Origin of the sequence: Rhodococcus sp. D-6, from assembly GCF_040256695.1 — a bacterium.
In the GTDB taxonomy this organism is placed as follows: Bacteria; Actinomycetota; Actinomycetes; order Mycobacteriales; family Mycobacteriaceae; genus Rhodococcus; species Rhodococcus pyridinivorans.
Map to the genome: position 1 here is coordinate 3,070,075 of NZ_CP132970.1, position 18,294 is coordinate 3,088,368.

An 18,294-nucleotide genomic window follows, 5' to 3' on the forward strand; every position below is an offset into this window, starting at 1 on the left:
GCCGACCGGAAGTAGGACGCCGTGTGTCACCTGAGAGAATCGGGGCATGACGCTCGCCTCATCCGCCGACGATCGACGTTACGTTCTGACCCTGGGCTGCCCGGACACCACCGGGATCGTCGCCCGCATCGCGACCTTCCTCGCGGAGGTCGGTGGTTCGATCGTCGAGGCGGCCTACCACGCCGATCAAGACACCGGTTGGTTCTTCACCCGGCAGGCCGTCCGGGCGTCGTCGATCCCGTTCGGACTCGACGAGCTGCGCGAGAAGTTCGCGAGCGTCGCCGCCGACATCGGCCCGCAGACCGAATGGACGCTCTCCGACACCGGCAAGCGCAAGCGCGTCGTCCTGCTCGTCAGCAAGGAAGGGCACTGCCTGCACGACATCCTCGGACGGGTCGCCGCAGGGGAACTCGACGCCGAGATCTGCGCGGTCATCGGCAACCATCGCGATCTCGAACCGGTCGCGCAGCGACACGGCATCACCTTCCACTACGTGTCGTTCCCGAAGGATCCCGCCGAGCGCGGACCGGCTTTCGAGCAGGTCCGCAAGCTCGTCGACGCCCACGACCCGCACGCGGTGGTCCTCGCCCGGTTCATGCAGGTGCTCCCGGAGGAACTGTGCGAGCACTGGGCCGGCCGCGCGATCAACATCCACCACAGTTTCCTGCCGTCGTTCATCGGCGCACGGCCCTACCACCAGGCCTTCACGCGCGGCGTGAAGCTCATCGGCGCGACCTGCCACTACGTCACCGCCGAACTCGACGCGGGCCCGATCATCGAGCAGGACGTCATCCGCGTCAGTCACAGCGACAGCGTCAGCGACATGGTCCGTCAGGGCCGCGACGTCGAGAAGCTGGTCCTCTCGCGCGGTCTGCGCTGGCACCTCGAGGATCGGGTGCTGGTGCACGACAGTAAGACCGTCGTCTTCCGGTAGATCCCCCGAGCCGAAACCGGTCCACCCGCGAGCGGATGGACCGGTCTTTCGTGCGTGGGTGATCGGCTCAGCCGACGTGCGTGCGAGTGATCGGCTCAGCCGACGGGCACACCGGCTCGTTCGACAAGGTGCGCGAGCTCCTCGTCGAACCGGTCGATCGCTTCGACCGAGCTCATGTGGCCGATGCCGTCGAGCACCACGAAACGTTCGAGGTTGCCCGCACGGTCGAGTTCCTCGGCGAGACGCCGGGCGTGGACAGGCGGGGTGAGACGGTCGGCGGTGCCGACCAGCACCGTCGTCGGCACGGTGAGATTGCGCAGACCCTCACGGATGTCGAGGGCACTCAGTGCCCTGCCCCAGCCGCCCCGCGTGCGCGGCGGGCAGCCGAGCACGATCTTCTCGCAGAACTGCACCTCGGCGGCGCTCGCACCGGGCGACAGGGCCACGTAGCGCAGGGCCCGCGTCGTCACCGGGGACGCCGCCAACGGGACGGTCGCACCCATGAGCCGGCTCGCGACGGGCACCGGCACCCGCGGGAAGCGTTGCGGCAGCGGCACGATCGCCGAGTCCGCGACCAGCCGGTCGGTGCCGGTGCTCGCGAGCAGCACGCCTGCGACCGTGCGGCCGACGTTCTCCGGGTACTTCTCGGCCCACGCGATGATGCTCATCCCGCCCATGCTGTGACCTGTGAGCACGGCCTTCGAACCGGGCCGGACCACAGCGTCGAGGACCGTCCGGAGATCGTCGGCGAGCACGTCTGCTCCCAGCGTCCGCGCCCCGGCCTCGCTGTCGCCGTGCCCGCGCTGGTCGTAGACCACCACCCGGTAGTTCTCCGCGAAGGCGTTGATCTGCGGGGTCCAGTACGCGGCGTTGCACGTCCAGCCGTGACAGAACACCAGCACGGGAGCGTCCGCGTCGCCATAGGCGAGCACGTTCAGCCGGGCACCGTCGTCGGCGCGGACGTCGAGGATCTCGGGTTCGAGTTCCGGTTCGCGCAGCAGCTCGTGCGGGGCGACGTCCTCGGTACGGACGACCGTCCGACGACGCCGGCGGACGAGCACGGCGGTGGTCGCCGCGGCAGCGAGGACGATCGAGCCCGCGGCGATCGACGCGGTCGGGGACGGCTTTCTCACGGGTGGAATTCTCCTGTCGGTTCGGTGGAGCAGCGCGACGTCACAGGACGTGCGCGCGACGCAGAAGCAGAGTGGACGGACCGCCGATCAGTCCCACCTCGTCGAGGAACTCGACCGTGCGGCGAGTGCCCTGACGGAGCTTGTCGTGGTAGTGCATGTTCTCCTGTGCGGCCTTCTTCGCTTCGGCGACGTCGAGTCCGGCCGCGGCGTAGACCTGGTCGTTCACGAGGCTGGTGACGACGAAGTACGCGCTCACCCCGAGGTGGATCCGGATCCATGCCCGCTCGAGACGTCCGAGCCGGGCCGAGCGCCTGCGTGTCTCCTCGCGGGCGTAGCGGATGTGCCGCGACTCCTCCACGACGTGGACGTGACTCACCGTCCGGGTGATGGGCTGCACCCGCTCGTCGCGCATGAAATCGCGCTGCATCATGTCGAGGATCTCCTCGGCGAACAGGGTGCCGCCGTAGGCGAGGGCGCCGCGCGCGACGGCCTTGAACAGCCGGCCGGTCTCGCGGATCCAACGCTTGGGCCGGTAGGAGGGGATGCCGTATCGCTGCGCCGACCGCGCGAACATGATCGAGTGCCGGCATTCGTCGGCGATCTCGGTGAGCCCGAACTGCACGTAGGGGGTTGCCGGATCGTGCCGGTAGAGATCGCGGACGAGCATCTGCATGAGGATCATCTCGAACCAGATCCCGGTGCCGGCGATGCTCGCGGCCTCGTGCTCGGTGAGGGTGATGCGCTGGTCCTCCGACATGCGTTCCCACAGGTCGGTGCCGTAGAGACTGCACCACTCCGGGGTCATGCCGTACTTGCCGTCCACGAGCGGCGCGTCCCAGTCGATCTCGAGCTCGGGATCGTAGGAGAGCCGCGCCGACGAATCGAGCAGGCGTTGCGCGGTCTCCTGCCGGTGATCCGTGGAGTGTTCACCCGGCAGGCTGTCGTGCTTTCGCAAGAGCGTCATCGCCGATCACCTCGTCTCGGAAAATTATCCGTTACCCGAAGTGTCATTATCTGGATCACACTTGTCAAGCGAAAGGGAGGCCCGACCCCCTACCACCGAGGGCGCTGGACCTCCTCGACCCGCGGACGGACGTCCACGAGGTACACGCACACGGCGACGACCGCGATGATCCCGAGCAGACCCACCGCGCCGAAGACGACGAGGACGAGCAACGCGGCCACGAGGATGCCGAGCCAGACGGGCTTGGTCAGCTTGTCGACGGCCGGAAACGCCTCGGCGGGCTGACGCACGACGTGGAACAGCGCGAATCCCGCCCCGGCGATGGCGATGATCTGCAGCGCGAGGATGATCAGACCGGCAAGTGAATCGACATTGGTCACCACACCAGTCTACGAGAATCGGCCCTCGTGCGAGTTCGCACGAGGGCCGATCGATCACTGCAGGTCAGGAACCGCTGGTCTTGCGCGGAGCCGCCTTCTTGGCAGGGGTCTTCTTCGCCGGGGTCTTGGCGGCGGTCTTGGCCGGAGCCTTGGCGGCGGGCGTCTTGGCAACCGTCTTGGCCGGGGCCTTCGCCGGAGCCTTGGCGGGAGTCTTCTTGGCCGGAGCCTTGGCCGGGGTGACCTCGACCGGCTCGACCGGGGTGGCCACCGACTCGACCTTCTCCGCAGCCTTGTCGGCCGCTTCGCGGACCTCGCCGCGGGCCGACTCGACCCGTCCGGCGGTCTCGGAGCCCGTCTCTTCGGCACGCTCACCGAGCTCGACGACGCGCTCGGCGGCCTTGTCGCCGGCGTCGGACACGGCCTCGCTCACCTCGTCGCTCGTCTCGGAGATGCGGCCGGCCGCGCGACCCGCGAGCTTAGCGGCCTGCTCGCCGACCTCGCGGGTCCGGCGGGCCACCGTCCCGAGGGCTTCCTCGGTGAGGTCGGCGGCGTCGCCGAGCACGGCTTCGGCGCGACCGAGGCCGTCCTCGAGGGCCGGCTGGGAGCGCAGACGCTCGATGGTCTCCTCACCGCGCTCGGCGAGTGCGGTGTAGAGGTCGGAGGCGACCTTCAGGTACGCCTCGGCGACCTTGCGCAGCTCCTCGGTGCCGAAGCGCTCGCGCAGCTCCGCGATCTCCTCGGGCAGCTCGGCCGGGAGTTCGGCGAGACGCTCGCGGAGGGACTCGACGGTCTCGGTGAGATCGGCGGGCAGGGTCGCGAAGCGGTCGCGGGCGGTCTCGACTCGCTCGGCCACCTCGGTGCGGTTGGTCTCCGCACGTCGGCGCGCCTGGGCCACGAGGTCGGCGACGGCCTGGACGACGGCGTCGCCGGCACCGACCGCGGCGTAGAGGGAGGTACGGATGTTGGTGGGATCGGTCATGGAGTTTTCTCCTCGTCGAAGTCTGTCGGATGGTCGGGCCGGGCCTCGCCGGTGTTCTGCTGGTTCTCTCGGCAGAACGAGTCGTAGATGTCGAGCAGGACCTGCTTCTGCCGCTCGGTGAGAACGGTGTCGACGAGCACCGCGTCGCGCACGGCGCTCTCCGCTCGATGCTCGAGGATCCCCGCTCGCACGTAGAGAACCTCGGCCGAGAGCCGCAACCCCTTGGCGATCTGGGCGAGCACTTCCGCGGACGGCTTGCGCAGGCCCCGTTCGATCTGGCTCAGGTACGGGTTGCTGACACCGGCCAGTTGCGACAACTGGCGGAGCGACACCTGCGCAGCCTCGCGCTGCGACCGAATGAAGGCACCGATGTCCTGGGCGGCGTTGTTGACCACCCGAACGGCGATATCCCCCGGTCCGGCGCTGTCGTCCGGCGTGTCCGAGCCCTCGATCGGATCTGGTTCCGTGGACACACCGACCAGTCTACGGACAAGTGCTAGCTACAGCAAGCACCTTGCTAGCACGTGACCGTCGTCACGCGAACAGCAACTCCGAGACCGTGTAGATCGTCAACCCGGCGAGTGAGCCGACCACCGTGCCGTTGATGCGAATGAACTGCAGGTCGCGACCCACGGCGAGTTCGATCTTGCGGCTGGCCTCCTCGGCGTCCCAGCGCTCGACCGTCTCGCGGATGACGGAGGTGATCTCGTCGGCGTAGTTGGACGCGACGAAACGCACCGCGTCGAGCAACCAACCGTCGATCTTGGTGCGCAGCTCGGCGTCCTCACGCACCCGGATGCCGAACGCCATGACGTTCTCCGCGATCTTCGTGCGCAGGGTGCTGTTCGGGTCGTCCACCGAGTCGAGGATCATCCGCTTGGCCGTCCGCCAGGTCGCCGCGGCGAGCCCGGTGATCTCGTCGCGGCCCATGATCTCGGCCTTGACCTTCTCCGCCTTGGCGATGGTCACGGGATCGCTTTGCAGGTCGCGGGCGTAGTCGGCGAGGAACTTGTTGACCGCGAGCCGCACCTCGTGATCGGGATTCGACCGCACCTTCCACGTGAACTCCACGAGTTCGCGGTGGATCTTCTCGCCGAGCAGCAGGTCGACGAACTTCGGCGACCACGACGGCGAGTCGCGGCTGATCACGCGGTCGATGGTCTCCTGACTCCCGAGCGCCCACTGGTGCGCGCGTTCGGCGAGCATGTCGACGAGCGGCAGGTGGCGGTTCTCGGCGAGGAGTTCGGTGAGGACACGCCCGATGGGCGGTCCCCATTCCGGTTCGGCGATCCGCTTGACGATGGTGTGGTCGATGATCTGCTGGATGTCGTCCTCGCGCAGGATTCCGACCACGCCGCGCAGGACCGTCGACGTCTCCTTGGCCACACGCTGGGCGTTCTCGGGTTCGGCGAGCCAGGTACCGACCCGCAGCGGGATCTGCGCCGACTCGACCTTGGCCGACACCACCTCGGGTGCGAGGAAGTTGTTTCCGACGAACGAGCTCAGGTTGGCGCCGAGCTGGTCCTTCTTCCGCTTGATGATCGCCGTGTGCGGGATGGGTATCCGTAGTGGGTGCCGGAACAGGGCGGTCACGGCGAACCAGTCGGCGAGCGCGCCGACCATGCCGGCCTCGGAAGCCGCGCGCACGTAACCCACCCATGCGCCGGCGCCGCGGGTTTCCTGCCAGCGACAGAAGAGATAGATGATCGCGGCGGCGACGAGGAAGCCGGTCGCGACCGCCTTCATACGGCGGAGTTCTCGGCGTTTGATCTCGTCGTCGGTCGTCAGGAGCTGCACCCGATCGATTGTGCCGAAAGTCGGCACTCGGCGGACGGATCGCCCTCGAGTTCTGAAGGACGGGGGGCCGGATCGTAGACTGAGCCGACGATCGAAACCGAACGGATGTGCCACACAGTGTCCAGCAGACCGCAGACGACTTCGACCACGACCTCGAGCGAGGCCGCCCCGCCCGTGAAGCAGGACGGCCGCAAACGGCGCTGGCACGAGCACAAGATCGCCCGCCGGGAAGAGCTCGTGGACGGCACCATCAACGCGATCCGCTCCCGCGGCCACGAGATCGGCATGGACGAGATCGCCGCCGAGATCGGCGTGTCGAAGACGGTGCTCTACCGCTACTTCACCGACAAGAGCGACCTGACGACCGCGACGATGCTGCGGTACGTCGAGACGGTCCTCGCTCCCCGGATCTACGCGGCGGTCGCGGAGGATCTCGACGAGTACGAGCTCACCCGGGAGGCGATCACCGCCTACGTCGAGACCGTCGCCGACGATCCCGAGCTCTATCTGTACGTGATGAGCAACAGCGCGTCGGCGGGGCGCGACGTGGTGGCCGATTCGGAGCGGATGATCGCCGAGCTCGTCGCTACCGTCCTCGGGGAACGGCTGCGGCTGCTCGAGATGGATTCGGGTGGTGCCGTGCCGTGGGCGTACGGAATCGTCGGCGGCATCCAGCTCGCGACGCACTGGTGGATCTCGAACAAGTCGATGACCGCCGAGGACCTGATCGATTATCTGACGATGATGATCTGGGGCGGCATGAACGGCATCGCCGGAGTCGCCGGATCTCCGGTGCGCTTCAAGTCGCAACCGCATCCACTCCTGCCGGAGTCGTCGACCACTCCCTGATCGACACCTTTACTGTTACTCGAAGTTGCATGTATAGTGCGGACATGAGCGACCACGCCGACGACCTGCACGACGAGGACGATCCCGGCTACCGCGGTCCCGCCGAGGTCACCGTGGGCAACCGCACGGTCGCCGTCGACGTCGAGATCTCCGGACGGTTCGACCCCCTGCTCGGCCGGCATGTGTGGCGCGGCCGGCTCCGCAGGCTCGCCGAGACCCTCGGAGCAGACGCCTCGCCCGCCCCCGGCACCACCGTGACGATTACGGTGCCCGACGCCCCCGAGACCGCGACCGCCCGCATCTCGGAGGTCGACCTGTGGGGCAGCCACATGGTCGACGGCATCTCGCGACCGCCCTACCCTCTGCCAACCGAGACCGACGGTGTCGATCCCGCCTGATCACGACTGCGTGTGGCACACGCCCGATGACGCCTGCGTGTGACACGCTGGCGGGATGACGAAGGACGACGTCTTCCGGCCCGCATCGATCGTCGAAGCCCTCCGGGCGACGCCCGAGACCCGCGTCGCCGACATCGACACGAACGGCACCCCGGGATTCGACGGCGACAAGGCGCTCGGCGAACGTCTGTTCGCCGAACGTGGTGCCATCCTCTCCGATCTGCAGGAGATGCTGTTCGCCGAGGGGCGGACCGGCGGCACCCGCTCGGTGCTGCTGATCCTGCAGGGCATGGACACCGCCGGGAAGGGCGGCATGGTGCGTCACGTCGTCGGCCAAATCGACCCGCAGGGCGTCGACCATAAGGCCTTCGGGGTGCCGACGGAGGAGGAGAAGCGGCACCACTTCCTGTGGCGGATCGCGAAGGCCCTCCCCCGCAACGGTCAGCTCGGCGTCTTCGACCGGTCGCACTACGAGGATGTGCTGGTCGCGCGGGTGAGATCACTGGTGCCGGAGAATGTCTGGCGCGGACGCTACGACGAGATCAACCGGTTCGAGAGCGAAGTCGTCCGGGAGGGCACGACCATCGTGAAGGTCGCGATGTTCGTCTCGTTGGACGAGCAGAAGAAGCGCCTCGCCGAGCGCCTCGAGCGCCGCGACAAGCACTGGAAGTACGACCCGAGCGATGTCTCGGAGCGCGCCCTGTGGCCGCAGTACCAGCAGGCCTATCAGGACGTGCTGGATCGGACCAGCACCGACGAGGCGCCCTGGTACGTCGTACCGTGCGACCGCAAGTGGTACAGCCGCCTCGCGGTGACGGAACTGCTCATCGACGCGTTCGAACGTCTCGACCTCGATTGGCCGGAGCCGACTTTCGACATCGAAACGGAGAAGCGCCGACTCGCAGAGTCGTGATGTCACAGACTCGCAGAGTCGTGATGTCACAGACTCGCAGAGTCGTGATGTCGTGTGAGTGATGCGAGTCGGCTTTCACCGACTCGCGTCAGGTATCACCCTCAGAACAGATGCGGGGTGTCGTAGTGCCGTCTGTGGTCTCGGCGCACGGTTCCGGCCATCATGCCGAATGCCGCGCCGAGTGCGACGACAGCGCCGAGCGCCGCGACGAGCGCCCAGCCCGAGAATCCGTACCCCGCGGCGACGATCGTCAGGGCGATCATCAGGATCGAGGCGAGTGCGAGCGCATAGGCGCTCCAGGCTACGAACAGATTGAGTTTCACGACCGGCCTCCTCGGACGAGGTGTGTCCCTCTCGATGCCGACGGTACCTGCACGTGACTCGCATCACAACCGACCGGTGGATTCCTTCAGCACCTCGTAGCGGAGGACGGCGAACTCGCCGCTCTGCCCGAGCTCGGTGAGGCGCATCTCCACGTGTAGCGGGAGCAACGGACGGCCGGAACCGATGGTCACCGGCGCGAAGGAGACGACGAGCTCGTCGAGCAGACCGCGCTCGGCGAACTGTCCGGCGAGATCACCGCCGCCCACCATCCACAGGTCGCGGCCGTTCGCGGCCTCGGCCATCTCGTCGTAGACCTGACGGACGTCCTTCTGCGTGAAGCGGATGTCGCCGGGTTCGTCGCCTGCCCGGGCGACGGGCAGGTCGTCGTGATGCGTGAACACCCAGCAGGGCAGGTCGTACTCCCACTTGTCCTCGCCTGCATGGTCGAGCACCCAGCGGTAGGTGGACGATCCCATGACGATGGCGCCGATACCGGCGATGAACTTCTCGTAGTCGAACGGCCCGCCGTCACCGGACTCCCGGGTGAGCAACCAGTCGAGCGAATGGTCCTCGGTGGCGAGGAAGCCGTCCAGTGTGCTTGCGGTGTAGTAGATCATCCGGGTCATGAGCTGCTCCTGTTCCAGTCGAGTGGATCTCCGTGATCGACGTCGAGCCCGACCGCCCGCATCATGTGCCGCGCGAGTTGACGGCGGTGTGCGGCGAAGGTGAGGACGTGGGCGACCACTCCCCCGAGGACGAAGCTCTCGGGAGGGTCGCACAGGGCGTCGATGAGCACGTCGCCCCAGGCGCCGCGGCGATGGATGTCGCGGATCGTCTCCACCCAGCGCGGAGCAACGTCCTCGAAACGCACTGTCAGAGAGTCGATCCCGTTGTCAGAATCCTCGGGGTGGTCAGCGCCGGCCATCGAGGCCAACCACATCTCCTTGGCACGTACCAGGTTGCCGAGCACACGTGAGACGGATTCCTCGGGACCGTCCCATTCGAGGACCACCAGTCCGGGGAACCTGATCCGGTCGCGCTCGTCGTCGTCGAGCTCGGTGGCGCGCTCGAGGAGATAGCGGGTGTCCGCGAGGTCGTGCTGCACCATCTGCGCGAGGACCTCGGCGGCCGGGTAGTCGGGCGCGGTGGACCGCTCTCCGTCCTCCTCGACCCAGAGATTGGTGGGCGGATGGAAATGTACGCCGTTGGGGGCGGGCAACCAGTGATCGACGGGCGCAGGCGCCCCGGGATCCCTACGGCCGGTGCCGAGCACCCGGGCGGCCTCGCTGGGCGGATATCCGTAGGCACGGACGAAGGCCCGGGCGAACCCTTCGACGCTGTCGTAGCCGGCGGCGAACGCCGCATCGGTGACCGAACTGCCGTGACGCAGTTGCCAGGCGGCACGCTCGAGCATCACCCGGCGCCGCAACGCCACCGGCGACTCGCCGGTGCCCACCGCGAAGGTGCGGCTGAAGTGCCACTGCGACGCGTAGGCGTGCTGCGCCATCCGTTCGAGGGTTGCGTTGTTCTCGTCGAGAACGGCGTCGAGCAGTTCCCGCAGTCGGTCACGGCCGAAGGTCATGCGTTCAGTGTCGCGCGCAGACCCCGGCCGCCGCCCGACCGTTCTTGCTCTCTACCGGCTCACCCGGTCAGCCCGGCATGGTCTCGCCGCCGAGCGGGGCGAGTACCTCACCGCTGTAGTACGACGACATCGTCTCCGATGCGAAGAAGACGTAGGACGGGGCGATCTCGTCGGGCTGCGCGGCGCGGCCGAAAGGGGCCTGTTGCCCGAACTCGGAGACCTTCTCCGCGTCCATCGTCGCCGGGATCAACGGTGTCCACACCGGTCCGGGCGCCACGCAGTTCACGCGGATCTGCCTGTCCTGCAGTGCCTGCGCGAGCGAGTAGGTCAGGGCGATCACCGCGCCCTTGGTCGCCGAGTAGTCGATGAGCGTCTTGTTGCCGCGCAGACCGTTGACCGACGCGGTGTTGATGACGGAACCGCCCGGCGTCAGATGCGGCAGGGCCGCCTTCGTCACGTGGAAGAAGCTGTCGATGTTCACGGCGAAGGTGTGGCGCCACTGCTCCTCGCTCAACTCGGCGAAATCGTCGACGGGCTGCTGGGTGCCGGCATTGTTGACGAGGATGTCGAGGCCACCGAGTTGCTCGACCGTCTCGGCCACCACCGCCCGGCAGTGCTGCGCGTCGCCGAGGTCGCCCGCGATCACGTGGCATGTGCGGCCCTCGCGTCGCACCAGGTCGGCGGTGTGTTCGGCGTCGCGGTGTTCCTCGAGGTACGCGATCGCGACGTCGGCACCCTCCTTCGCGAAGGCGACGGCGACCGCCCGTCCGATGCCGGAGTCGCCGCCCGTGACGAGGGCCTTGCGGCCGGACAGCAACCCGCGGCCGACGTAACCGCGCATCTCGTCGGCGGGGCGCTCGGCCATCTCGTCGGTCTCACCGGGATAGTCGATGGTGTGTGGTTCTCGTTCGCGGTCCTCGCTCATGGCCGCCGGATACCCACAGGCTGCACCGATATTCACGCCCGTTTCCCCGGTCCGCACCGACCGACGGGTCGTTTCTGCACCGACCGACGGGTCGTTTCTGCACCGACCGACGGGTCGTTTCTGCACTGCTCCGAGAGGGTAACCCCGGCGTATGGCTCATGAGACCCGGATGTGCGACGTGCACGACGCTCCGCTACCCACGCCCCGCGGACCCATCTCCGCCGAGATCGTCGAGCGACTCGGTGGCCCGGTGGACGATGCCGTGTGGGACGTCGCGACCGACGGCGCGGATGCCTACGGCGAGGACGTCCAACTCGCCCTGGCCGTTCTCTACGAGCTCCACTACCGCGGGTTCGCGGGCGTCGATCCGGCCTGGGAATGGGCACCGGGCCCGCTCGGGGTCCGGGCGCGTCTCGAGCGCATCTTCCTCGATCGGCTGCGCGCCGACGTCCCGGCTTCCGACGATCCGCAGGGTGTCCTCGAGGACCTGTGCCGCGAGCCGGACGACTCGTGGGGTGTCTCCCACGAGCTCGCCGCGAACGGCACGTGGGAGATGATGCGCGAGTTCTTCGTGCATCGCTCGATCTACCACCTCAAGGAAGCGGACCCGCACGCCCTCGCGATCCCGCGACTGTCCGGTCGCGCCAAAGCCGCGCTGGTCGCCGTCGAGTTCGACGAGTACGGCGGAGGTCGGGCCGAGCGCATGCACTCGCGGTTGTTCGCCGACCTGCTGCTCGCCGCCGGCCTGAAGGACGACTATCTGGGCTATCTCGACGTCGTTCCCGCCGTCACCCTTGCAACGGTGAACTTCATGTCGTTGTGCGGTCTGCACCGCGCATATACGCCGATGCTGGTCGGGATGTTCGCCGCGGCCGAGATCACCACCGCCCCCAGCGCCCGCCGCATGGTCGAGGCTCTCGAGCGTCTGGGCGCCGACGACGCGTGCGTCCTCTTCTACTCCGAGCACATCGAGGCCGACGCCGTCCACGAACTCGTCCTGCGGCACGACGTGGTGGGTTACATGATCGAACAGGATCCGGCTCGGGCGCAGGACATCTCGTTCGGTGCGCAGGCCATCGAGTTCCTCGAGGGCCGGCTCGGAAGCCATCTGCTGGGCAGCTGGACCGCCGGTCACAGCTCGCTCCTCACGTCGGCGGAGGCACCGGCCTGACACTCGGGTACGAGTCAGCGAGTGGAGCCCCGGGACAGTGCGTCCCGGGGCTCCACTCGTCGGTGCCGGGGTCCCGGCTCAGTCGATCAGGCCGGGTTCGTGTGTGGGGGTGCCACCGGACCCGCGGAGGCGGCGTCGACGGAGGTTGAGCGCGGACATCACCACGCCGACGACGATGAGCACGGCGGCAGCGATGGCTCCGACGATCACCCATCCCTCGAATCCGTCGCCCGCCGCGTAGAGGACGAGAGCGACGACAGCGATCCCCGCGAGGATGCAGGCGTATCCGACCCAGCCCGAAGCTCGGGACGCAGTGGTGGGAGCGTGAGCTCGATTCGATGGTTTCGTCATGGTGGTGGATACCGCATCCGGCCCTCCACGAAACCAGCCCTCCACGAACCCGCCCTCCACGGCCCAGCAGGAGACGACGGAGGGCGGCGGATGGTTCTGCGCAGGAGAGCGTTACGGCCGAGAGTGTTACGGCGGTATCCGCCGGCCGATGGGCCCGCGTTCGACGAGCGCGGCGAGTCGTTCGCGCGCGCTGCGCGGAGAGAGGACGGGGCTGTCGGTGCCCGTCGCGCTGCGCATGCCGCGCACCGTCTCGGACCACACCTCGGGACCGTCGTACTTCGGCGACCATCCGAGTTCCTCGCGGGCCCTTCTGCAGTCGAGCATCGGGCAGGTGTAGGCGAGGTCGATCCATCCGCCCTGCACCGGTTGCAACCGTAGGCGCCAGGTCGCTTCGGCGAGCGCCGACAGACCCCATCGCGGCACCGGAATCGTCGGGCAGTCGAACGGAGCGGCGAAGTCCCGCGCTCCCACCGGGGTCGGTGCACCCAGGTTGAACGGACCGGGCACCCGTCGCTCGAGCGCTGCGACCAGCGCGTCCGCCACATCGTCGGAGTGCACGGCGGGAATCGTGAGCGTGTGATCGATCGGGATCAACGGCAGATGGTTCGTGATGCCGGCGGGCACGAACTCGGGCAGCACGTAGCGTTCGAGGCCCGAGCCGGAGACGAGCTGCCCGATGAATCCCGGGCGGAAACGGGTGAGGACGGGCACGTTCGTGCCGGACTCGAAGTCGTCGAGGAATGTCTCCGCCGCAACCTTGTCGACGCTGTAGACACAGGTGGGCACGCCTTCGCGGGCCCACGACTCGTCGACCTCCCGACGGTAGGCGCCCTCGGAGTACACGGCGGCGGAGGACATGTGGATCACGTGCGCGACACCGGCGTCGGCGGCGGCCGTCATGACGGCGCGGGTGCCGTCCACCGCCACCCGCCGGAGATAGTCGCGACGGTGCGAGGGCTGGAATCCCCAGGCCAGGTGCACAACGGCGTCGGCCTCCGCGAAGATCGGAGTCAGGACCCGGGCGGCGTCGGGAGCCCCGAGGTCCACGGCGCACCATTTCGCCGCCGCATACGGATCGCGCGCCGGGGGAATCCGGCGCGCGATCGCGACGATATCGAGTTCTGCGGGGTGAGCGGCCAGCCTGCGCAGGAGCGCCGTGCCGACATTTCCGCTCGCTCCGGTGACGACGATGCGTCGTGGCAGACCGGTTCGGGGCGTGGGAGCCATCGGCATCGTCGGTATCGTCCGAATGTCCCGGTCAGCGGGCCGATTCCGCTGCGTCCTTCTCCGTCTGCGCATCGGCGTTCGGGAGAATACCGGCAGCATTCTCGAGGTGGGCGCGGACGAACCACTGGAACTTCTCCAGCTGGCCGGTCTGGCCGATCAGGACGTCCTCGGTGATCGGGTCGAGCTTGCCGACCTCGTCGATCGCCTTGCGGTTGTCGGTGATGATGCCGTCGTAGACGAGGTCCAGCGCAGCGAGGTGCGCCTGCGCGGTGTCGCGGCCGACCGAGTAGTCGTCCCACGTGCGGTTCTTCTCGATGGCGCCCGGCGTGCCCTTGGGCGACGCACCGAGCGCGGCGATCCGCTCGGCGACCTCGTCCGCGTATCCGCGCACGAGCTCGACCTGCGGGTCGATCATCTCGTGGACGCCGATGAAGTTCGGACCGACGACGTTCCAGTGGATGTGCTTCAGCGTGAGGTGCAGGTCGTTGTAGGCACTCAGGCGCTCCTGGAGAATCTTCGCGGTGCGCGAGCCGTCGGCATCGCTCAGACCGGGAACCGTATAGCTCGAGTTCGACATATTCTTCCTCCGGAATGCTCTCGGGTGTGTCGGAAGGCGAATACCCGAGGCACGGTGGAATCCAAACATCCGGGCGCACCGGACGTCCCGTGACCTGCGTCGAATGAATTTGTCCGGATCAGGCGAGTCACAAACGTTTGGAAACGGACCAACCCGGTTATTCGATCGCCGGGCACCGAGGCTTCCAGGTTTCGGTCATGACATCTGAGGTGGCGACAATGATCATTCTGGGTCTGATTCTGTTGGTGGTGGGGTTCTTCACCGGTATCTCGATCCTCACCACACTCGGAGTGATACTTCTGGTGATCGGCGTGATCCTTGCGATCTTGGGCGCGACGGGCCGGGCGATCGGCGGACGCGCGCACTGGTACTGACCCCATGTCGATCGTCCGTGCCGGAAGGAGACGTCCGGCACGAGGCAGAACTGCGGATCCCGGGTGCTCACGGCACCCGGGATCCGTCGTTTCCGGACCCTTACGACCCCGCCCCGATACGACAGGCCGACCGGCGGCCCGGGGTCCCGGAACGACGTCCGGGCCGGCCCCTGTGCAGGGACCGGCCCGGACCGGAAGGTTGGTTCGATGCCTAGGTGTCGGTGCGCGCCGCCGCCTTCGGCGTACGGAGTGCGCGATGGCTGGTGTCGCAGAGGGGGTACAGCGCGCTGCGGTGACACCGGCACACGGCCACCACGAAACGGTCCGAGACCGTCTCGGCGCCGTCGTCCTCGACGATCCGCACCGGGCCCTCGACGAGGGTGGGACCGCCCCTCACCTGCCGCACGACCCGTGCTTCGCACTCTCCGTCGGCGGTGAGCTGCGTGATCTTCGGTGCCTTGCTCACGTTCTCAACTCCTCGTGCGGGGGCGGTCGGCGCGGACGACGACCACCTCCTCGGTCAGTGCCCCGGGCTCCGCCAGCTGCGACGAGTACAGATAGTCCGTGCGGTTGCGAAGGACCGGTCCGAAGGGGATACGGCTGCGGGCGACGACGGATGCCTTGAGGTCCGCCTCACGCAGCCGGGACAGTGTCGCCTCCACACCGGTGAACTCGGAGTGCACGATCAGCGCGAATCCGCCGGGCGTGAGCAGGGTGGGCAGGCTGTCGCACAACGGATCGAGCACGCAGCGTCCGTCGGCGCCGGCATCCCAGCGCGGGTCGCGGTTCTCCCCGTCGCACGGAACGTACGGCGGATTCGACAAGACGATGTCGAACGGACCGTGGCGCAACGCCTCGTCCAGGCCTCCCTGCCGGGCACGGATCGGCAGCCGGCGCGACCACGCGTTGACGCGGGCGCTGAACACGGCTCGCGGGTCGATGTCGAAGGCCGTCACCGACGAAGCACCGAGCATGGCGGCGTTCACCGCCAGAAACCCTGTCCCGGTGCAGAAGTCGAGCACCTTCGCACCCTTCGTACCGCCTGCGTCCGCAAGCGCGCCTGCGAGCAGATACGAATCCTCTTGGGGGCGGTACACCCCCGGAAGACGCCATACCCGCGGCGAATCCGATCCGTCCAGCGCCAGGGAAGCTGTCACGTCACACCACCTCGGTATCTCGAGTTCGACGGCATCTCCACCACCCCGGGCCGAAAACCCGGATCCGTCCGTTCGCGGGCGGATACCCGCGCGACTTCCGTGTGAAACACGCCACCGTTCCGCGTGGGAGGCCCAGCAATCACGAGAACAGCACCCGGCGAGCGGCATTTCGCACGCGTCGGGTCACCGGAGCGGTGCGTTTGCCGTCCGCGAGTGCGGCGTGAGCGGCGTTCCAGCCACCCATGCCGTGGACTCCCCCGCCCGGATGCGCACCCGAGCTGGCGAGATACACCCCTTCGACCGGGGTCCGCGGTCCACCGAAACCGGGAGTGGGCCGCAGGAACAACTGCTGGTGGACCTGCGCGGTTCCACCGTTGACGGCGCCGCCGACGAGATTTGCGTCGGCCGCTTCGAGGTCGCCGGGTCGCTGGACGTGCCGGCCGACCACGCGTGCACCGAAACCCGGTGCGTAGGCCTCGAGTTGCGCGTCGACGCGTTCGGCGAGGTGGTCGGCGGACGCGTCGTCGGTGATGCCCCGCGGCAGATGTGTGTATGCCCAGCAGCTTTCGGTTCCCTCGGGCGACCGCGTCGTGTCGGTGGTGGTCATCTGCCCGAAGAGGAGGAAGGGCGACTCGGGGACGACCCCGGTGGACAGATCGGCCGACCACCGGATCATCGCGTCCGTATCGGCACCGACGTGCACCGTGCCGGCCCCGCTCAACGAGGGCGAACGCCACGGCACGCGGCCGTCGAGCGCGTAGTTCACCTTCACGACCGGGGTGTCCCATTCGAACTTGCGCAGGTCGTCGAGTACCCGTGACCCGACGGCGTCGGCCGGGAGGAGCCGCGTGTACAGGGCCGGGGCCGAGGTATCGGCGAGGACGGCATGTCGCACCTTCACCCGCTCGCCACCGGCGATCCGGACTGCGGAGACCTTCCCGCCCTGCACCTCCACGCCGACGACCGGCGAGTCGCACCGCAGCTGGGCACCCGCTGCGGCGCCGCGCCGGACCAGCGCGTCGGTGAGCGCTCCCGCGCCGCCGACCGGCGCGGGGAATCCGACGTCCTGCGCGAGCATCGTGAGCATGTAACCCATCACGCCGCTGCCGGGCGCCTCGGGCGGTGTGTCGGCATGCATGGCATTGCCCAGGAGCAGCAGCCGCGCCGCCGAACCGCCGAACAACTCGGACGACATCCGGGTGACGGGCAGCGCGAGCATGCGCGCGTAGCGCAGCAGATCTCCCGTCTTCATGGTGCGCAGCAGGTCCACGGAACCCCGGACCGGCGGGAACGGACCGAGGAGCAGTTCGAGAAGCGCGCCGCGTACCTGCTTCCACTGGTCGAACAGCGCCAGCCACGCTTCCCCGTCACCGACGTAGCGACGCTCGAGGTCGGCCGCCGTGTCGGTCGGATCCGGAGAGACGACGATCGCGTCCTCGTCGTCGGGGCCCAGCGGGTGACCGAAGGCCTTCGGGGAACGCGCCCAGCGGAGGCCGTGCGACGCGAGATCGAGGGCTTGGAAGGCCGGTGAGGCCACACCGAGCGGATAGAACGCGCTGAACAGATCGGCGCAGTATCCCGGGTGAAGTTCTGCGCTGCGCACCGCTCCACCGGGTTCGGGTTGTTCCTCCAGTACGAGGACGTCCCATCCGGCGTCGGCGAGCACCGCGGCGGCGGTCAGACCGTTGGGTCCGGCGCCGATGACAACCGCATCGACCGTCGCGTCGCTCATTCGGTGGCGCCTTCGGCCAGCAGCACCAACCGTCTCAGGCATTCCTGGTTCCGTGGCAACACCATTTCCTCCTGTACGCGATCGGGGACGAGGGCGTACGGTCCTTCGACGACGTGTTCGGCCATCGTGATGCGGGTGCCGCCGTCGTGGGTGGGTTCGAGCGAGATCGCGATCTCGGCCTTGCCGAACAGCCAGGCACGTGCGCGCAGCACCAGTTGCCGTTCGGGCACCACCTCGCTGACCTCGGTGTGGTCGTCGAGCAGGAGAGGCCACAGACCCACCGAATGATGGATCCGGGTGTCCCGTTGCGGCCAGGCGGGGTCGACGGCCCGGATGCGCGACGCACCCACCACCCATGCCGCGTACCGCCAGCCGTCGGCGAGGATCTCCCATACACGCGCCGGTGCCACCGAAGTCTCGATCGTCGCGATCCTGGCCATGCCCGCTCCTCATCCTCTGGACGACAGCTAGCTTGCGGCAGACGCATACCCCGCTTCCGCAGGTGTCACACGACGCCGGGTGTCATC

General features: G+C 68.1%; 23 protein-coding genes. 6 read left to right on the plus strand and 17 right to left on the minus strand.

Translation table 11 applies throughout. The annotated features are described in order from the left end of the window. Window positions 1-46: 46 nt before the first annotated feature. A complete protein-coding gene (purU, locus tag RBB84_RS14295; RefSeq protein ID WP_006552379.1) occupies window positions 47-934 on the plus strand; it encodes a formyltetrahydrofolate deformylase in 888 nt (295 codons plus the stop codon). A 95-nt stretch (window positions 935-1,029) separates the two neighbouring features. On the opposite strand, the gene RBB84_RS14300 is transcribed toward purU, so the two are convergent. The 6 genes from RBB84_RS14300 to RBB84_RS14325 all read right to left on the minus strand — a co-directional run bounded on the left by RBB84_RS14300 (window position 1,030) and on the right by RBB84_RS14325 (window position 6,196). Continuing rightward, complete coding sequence (locus tag RBB84_RS14300) at window positions 1,030-2,040, minus strand: alpha/beta hydrolase (protein ID WP_230826450.1); 1,011 nt, start codon at window positions 2,038-2,040, stop codon at window positions 1,030-1,032. Between the two features lie 67 nt (window positions 2,041-2,107). Then, on the minus strand, window positions 2,108-3,031 hold the full coding sequence (locus RBB84_RS14305; protein ID WP_019291171.1) for a diiron oxygenase: 924 nt from the start codon (window positions 3,029-3,031) through the stop codon (window positions 2,108-2,110). 89 nt (window positions 3,032-3,120) lie between these two features. Then, window positions 3,121-3,411 (minus strand): DUF2516 family protein, encoded by a 291-nt coding sequence (locus RBB84_RS14310; protein WP_024101750.1) that lies wholly within the window; start codon window positions 3,409-3,411, stop codon window positions 3,121-3,123. Window positions 3,412-3,475: 64 nt separating this feature from the next. Continuing rightward, the gene (locus RBB84_RS14315; RefSeq protein WP_019291170.1) at window positions 3,476-4,390 is read right to left on the minus strand and encodes a hypothetical protein; all 915 of its coding nucleotides are present in this window, start codon (window positions 4,388-4,390) and stop codon (window positions 3,476-3,478) included. Next, window positions 4,387-4,863, minus strand: coding sequence for a helix-turn-helix transcriptional regulator (locus RBB84_RS14320; protein WP_006552384.1), 477 nt, complete (start codon window positions 4,861-4,863; stop codon window positions 4,387-4,389). The genes RBB84_RS14315 and RBB84_RS14320 overlap by 4 nt, the downstream gene beginning before the upstream one ends. Before the next feature lie 61 nt (window positions 4,864-4,924). After that, entirely contained in the window at window positions 4,925-6,196 is a 1,272-nt protein-coding gene (locus tag RBB84_RS14325) for a DUF445 domain-containing protein (RefSeq protein ID WP_174556268.1), read from the minus strand. 96 nt (window positions 6,197-6,292) lie between these two features. Between RBB84_RS14325 and RBB84_RS14330 the strand changes: the two genes are divergently transcribed. From RBB84_RS14330 to RBB84_RS14340, 3 genes are read left to right on the plus strand one after another with little or no spacing between them, the layout of a single operon-like run. Continuing rightward, complete coding sequence (locus RBB84_RS14330; protein WP_033096132.1) at window positions 6,293-7,036, plus strand: TetR/AcrR family transcriptional regulator; 744 nt, start codon at window positions 6,293-6,295, stop codon at window positions 7,034-7,036. A gap of 44 nt (window positions 7,037-7,080) precedes the next feature. Continuing rightward, complete coding sequence (locus RBB84_RS14335; RefSeq protein ID WP_019291167.1) at window positions 7,081-7,434, plus strand: DUF4873 domain-containing protein; 354 nt, start codon at window positions 7,081-7,083, stop codon at window positions 7,432-7,434. A gap of 55 nt (window positions 7,435-7,489) precedes the next feature. Next, window positions 7,490-8,347, plus strand: a complete 858-nt coding sequence (locus tag RBB84_RS14340; protein WP_019291166.1) for a polyphosphate kinase 2 family protein — start codon at window positions 7,490-7,492, stop codon at window positions 8,345-8,347. Between the two features lie 101 nt (window positions 8,348-8,448). On the opposite strand, the gene RBB84_RS14345 is transcribed toward RBB84_RS14340, so the two are convergent. The 4 genes from RBB84_RS14345 to RBB84_RS14360 form a co-directional block, all read right to left on the minus strand. Beyond that, window positions 8,449-8,670 carry a hypothetical protein gene (locus tag RBB84_RS14345; protein ID WP_006552390.1) on the minus strand — a complete coding sequence of 74 codons (222 nt, stop codon included), beginning with the start codon at window positions 8,668-8,670 and terminating at the stop codon, window positions 8,449-8,451. A 63-nt stretch (window positions 8,671-8,733) separates the two neighbouring features. Next, complete coding sequence (locus RBB84_RS14350) at window positions 8,734-9,297, minus strand: dihydrofolate reductase family protein (protein WP_019291165.1); 564 nt, start codon at window positions 9,295-9,297, stop codon at window positions 8,734-8,736. Beyond that, the gene (locus RBB84_RS14355) at window positions 9,294-10,253 is read right to left on the minus strand and encodes a helix-turn-helix transcriptional regulator (RefSeq protein WP_033096133.1); all 960 of its coding nucleotides are present in this window, start codon (window positions 10,251-10,253) and stop codon (window positions 9,294-9,296) included. The genes RBB84_RS14350 and RBB84_RS14355 overlap by 4 nt, the downstream gene beginning before the upstream one ends. A 67-nt stretch (window positions 10,254-10,320) precedes the next feature. Next, window positions 10,321-11,178: an SDR family oxidoreductase gene (locus RBB84_RS14360; RefSeq protein WP_019291163.1), complete on the minus strand. Its 858-nt coding sequence runs from the start codon at window positions 11,176-11,178 to the stop codon at window positions 10,321-10,323. Between the two features lie 151 nt (window positions 11,179-11,329). Here RBB84_RS14360 and RBB84_RS14365 point away from each other — a divergent pair, with 151 nt between their 5' ends. Continuing rightward, complete coding sequence (locus tag RBB84_RS14365) at window positions 11,330-12,349, plus strand: iron-containing redox enzyme family protein (protein ID WP_082920948.1); 1,020 nt, start codon at window positions 11,330-11,332, stop codon at window positions 12,347-12,349. Window positions 12,350-12,427: 78 nt separating this feature from the next. Here the strand turns inward: RBB84_RS14365 and RBB84_RS14370 are convergent, their stop codons facing one another. The 3 genes from RBB84_RS14370 to RBB84_RS14380 form a co-directional block, all read right to left on the minus strand. Continuing rightward, window positions 12,428-12,700: a hypothetical protein gene (locus RBB84_RS14370; RefSeq protein ID WP_006552395.1), complete on the minus strand. Its 273-nt coding sequence runs from the start codon at window positions 12,698-12,700 to the stop codon at window positions 12,428-12,430. A 126-nt stretch (window positions 12,701-12,826) separates the two neighbouring features. Next, window positions 12,827-13,933, minus strand: a complete 1,107-nt coding sequence (locus tag RBB84_RS14375) for an NAD-dependent epimerase/dehydratase family protein (RefSeq protein WP_033096135.1) — start codon at window positions 13,931-13,933, stop codon at window positions 12,827-12,829. 25 nt (window positions 13,934-13,958) lie between these two features. Further along, window positions 13,959-14,504 (minus strand): DNA starvation/stationary phase protection protein, encoded by a 546-nt coding sequence (locus RBB84_RS14380; RefSeq protein ID WP_006552397.1) that lies wholly within the window; start codon window positions 14,502-14,504, stop codon window positions 13,959-13,961. Between the two features lie 218 nt (window positions 14,505-14,722). On the opposite strand from RBB84_RS14380, the gene RBB84_RS14385 reads away from it, so the two are divergent. Further along, on the plus strand, window positions 14,723-14,878 hold the full coding sequence (locus RBB84_RS14385) for a DUF6131 family protein (protein WP_006552398.1): 156 nt from the start codon (window positions 14,723-14,725) through the stop codon (window positions 14,876-14,878). A gap of 211 nt (window positions 14,879-15,089) precedes the next feature. Here the strand turns inward: RBB84_RS14385 and RBB84_RS14390 are convergent, their stop codons facing one another. The 4 genes from RBB84_RS14390 to RBB84_RS14405 all read right to left on the minus strand — a co-directional run bounded on the left by RBB84_RS14390 (window position 15,090) and on the right by RBB84_RS14405 (window position 18,207). After that, the gene (locus RBB84_RS14390; protein ID WP_019291160.1) at window positions 15,090-15,344 is read right to left on the minus strand and encodes a CDGSH iron-sulfur domain-containing protein; all 255 of its coding nucleotides are present in this window, start codon (window positions 15,342-15,344) and stop codon (window positions 15,090-15,092) included. 4 nt (window positions 15,345-15,348) lie between these two features. After that, a complete protein-coding gene (locus RBB84_RS14395; protein WP_006553561.1) occupies window positions 15,349-15,975 on the minus strand; it encodes a HemK2/MTQ2 family protein methyltransferase in 627 nt (208 codons plus the stop codon). 199 nt (window positions 15,976-16,174) lie between these two features. Then, window positions 16,175-17,767 (minus strand): NAD(P)/FAD-dependent oxidoreductase, encoded by a 1,593-nt coding sequence (locus RBB84_RS14400; RefSeq protein WP_019291158.1) that lies wholly within the window; start codon window positions 17,765-17,767, stop codon window positions 16,175-16,177. Beyond that, window positions 17,764-18,207: an SRPBCC family protein gene (locus RBB84_RS14405; protein ID WP_006553563.1), complete on the minus strand. Its 444-nt coding sequence runs from the start codon at window positions 18,205-18,207 to the stop codon at window positions 17,764-17,766. Before RBB84_RS14405 ends, RBB84_RS14400 begins: the two co-directional genes overlap by 4 nt. Window positions 18,208-18,294: the final 87 nt, after the last annotated feature.

Excerpts from the sequence above, each read along its gene's own strand:
- purU (WP_006552379.1), top strand. The coding sequence starts at position 47 with ATGACGCTCGCCTCATCCGCCGACGATCGACGTTACGTTCTGACCCTG.
- RBB84_RS14305 (WP_019291171.1), bottom strand. The coding sequence starts at position 3,031 with ATGACGCTCTTGCGAAAGCACGACAGCCTGCCGGGTGAACACTCCACG.
- RBB84_RS14315 (WP_019291170.1), bottom strand. The coding sequence starts at position 4,390 with ATGACCGATCCCACCAACATCCGTACCTCCCTCTACGCCGCGGTCGGT.
- RBB84_RS14330 (WP_033096132.1), top strand. The coding sequence starts at position 6,293 with ATGTGCCACACAGTGTCCAGCAGACCGCAGACGACTTCGACCACGACC.
- RBB84_RS14335 (WP_019291167.1), top strand. The coding sequence starts at position 7,081 with ATGAGCGACCACGCCGACGACCTGCACGACGAGGACGATCCCGGCTAC.
- RBB84_RS14340 (WP_019291166.1), top strand. The coding sequence starts at position 7,490 with ATGACGAAGGACGACGTCTTCCGGCCCGCATCGATCGTCGAAGCCCTC.
- RBB84_RS14350 (WP_019291165.1), bottom strand. The coding sequence starts at position 9,297 with ATGACCCGGATGATCTACTACACCGCAAGCACACTGGACGGCTTCCTC.
- RBB84_RS14355 (WP_033096133.1), bottom strand. The coding sequence starts at position 10,253 with ATGACCTTCGGCCGTGACCGACTGCGGGAACTGCTCGACGCCGTTCTC.
- RBB84_RS14360 (WP_019291163.1), bottom strand. The coding sequence starts at position 11,178 with ATGAGCGAGGACCGCGAACGAGAACCACACACCATCGACTATCCCGGT.
- RBB84_RS14365 (WP_082920948.1), top strand. The coding sequence starts at position 11,330 with ATGGCTCATGAGACCCGGATGTGCGACGTGCACGACGCTCCGCTACCC.
- RBB84_RS14370 (WP_006552395.1), bottom strand. The coding sequence starts at position 12,700 with ATGACGAAACCATCGAATCGAGCTCACGCTCCCACCACTGCGTCCCGA.
- RBB84_RS14375 (WP_033096135.1), bottom strand. The coding sequence starts at position 13,933 with ATGCCGATGGCTCCCACGCCCCGAACCGGTCTGCCACGACGCATCGTC.
- RBB84_RS14380 (WP_006552397.1), bottom strand. The coding sequence starts at position 14,504 with ATGTCGAACTCGAGCTATACGGTTCCCGGTCTGAGCGATGCCGACGGC.
- RBB84_RS14385 (WP_006552398.1), top strand. The coding sequence starts at position 14,723 with ATGATCATTCTGGGTCTGATTCTGTTGGTGGTGGGGTTCTTCACCGGT.
- RBB84_RS14400 (WP_019291158.1), bottom strand. The coding sequence starts at position 17,767 with ATGAGCGACGCGACGGTCGATGCGGTTGTCATCGGCGCCGGACCCAAC.
- RBB84_RS14405 (WP_006553563.1), bottom strand. The coding sequence starts at position 18,207 with ATGGCCAGGATCGCGACGATCGAGACTTCGGTGGCACCGGCGCGTGTA.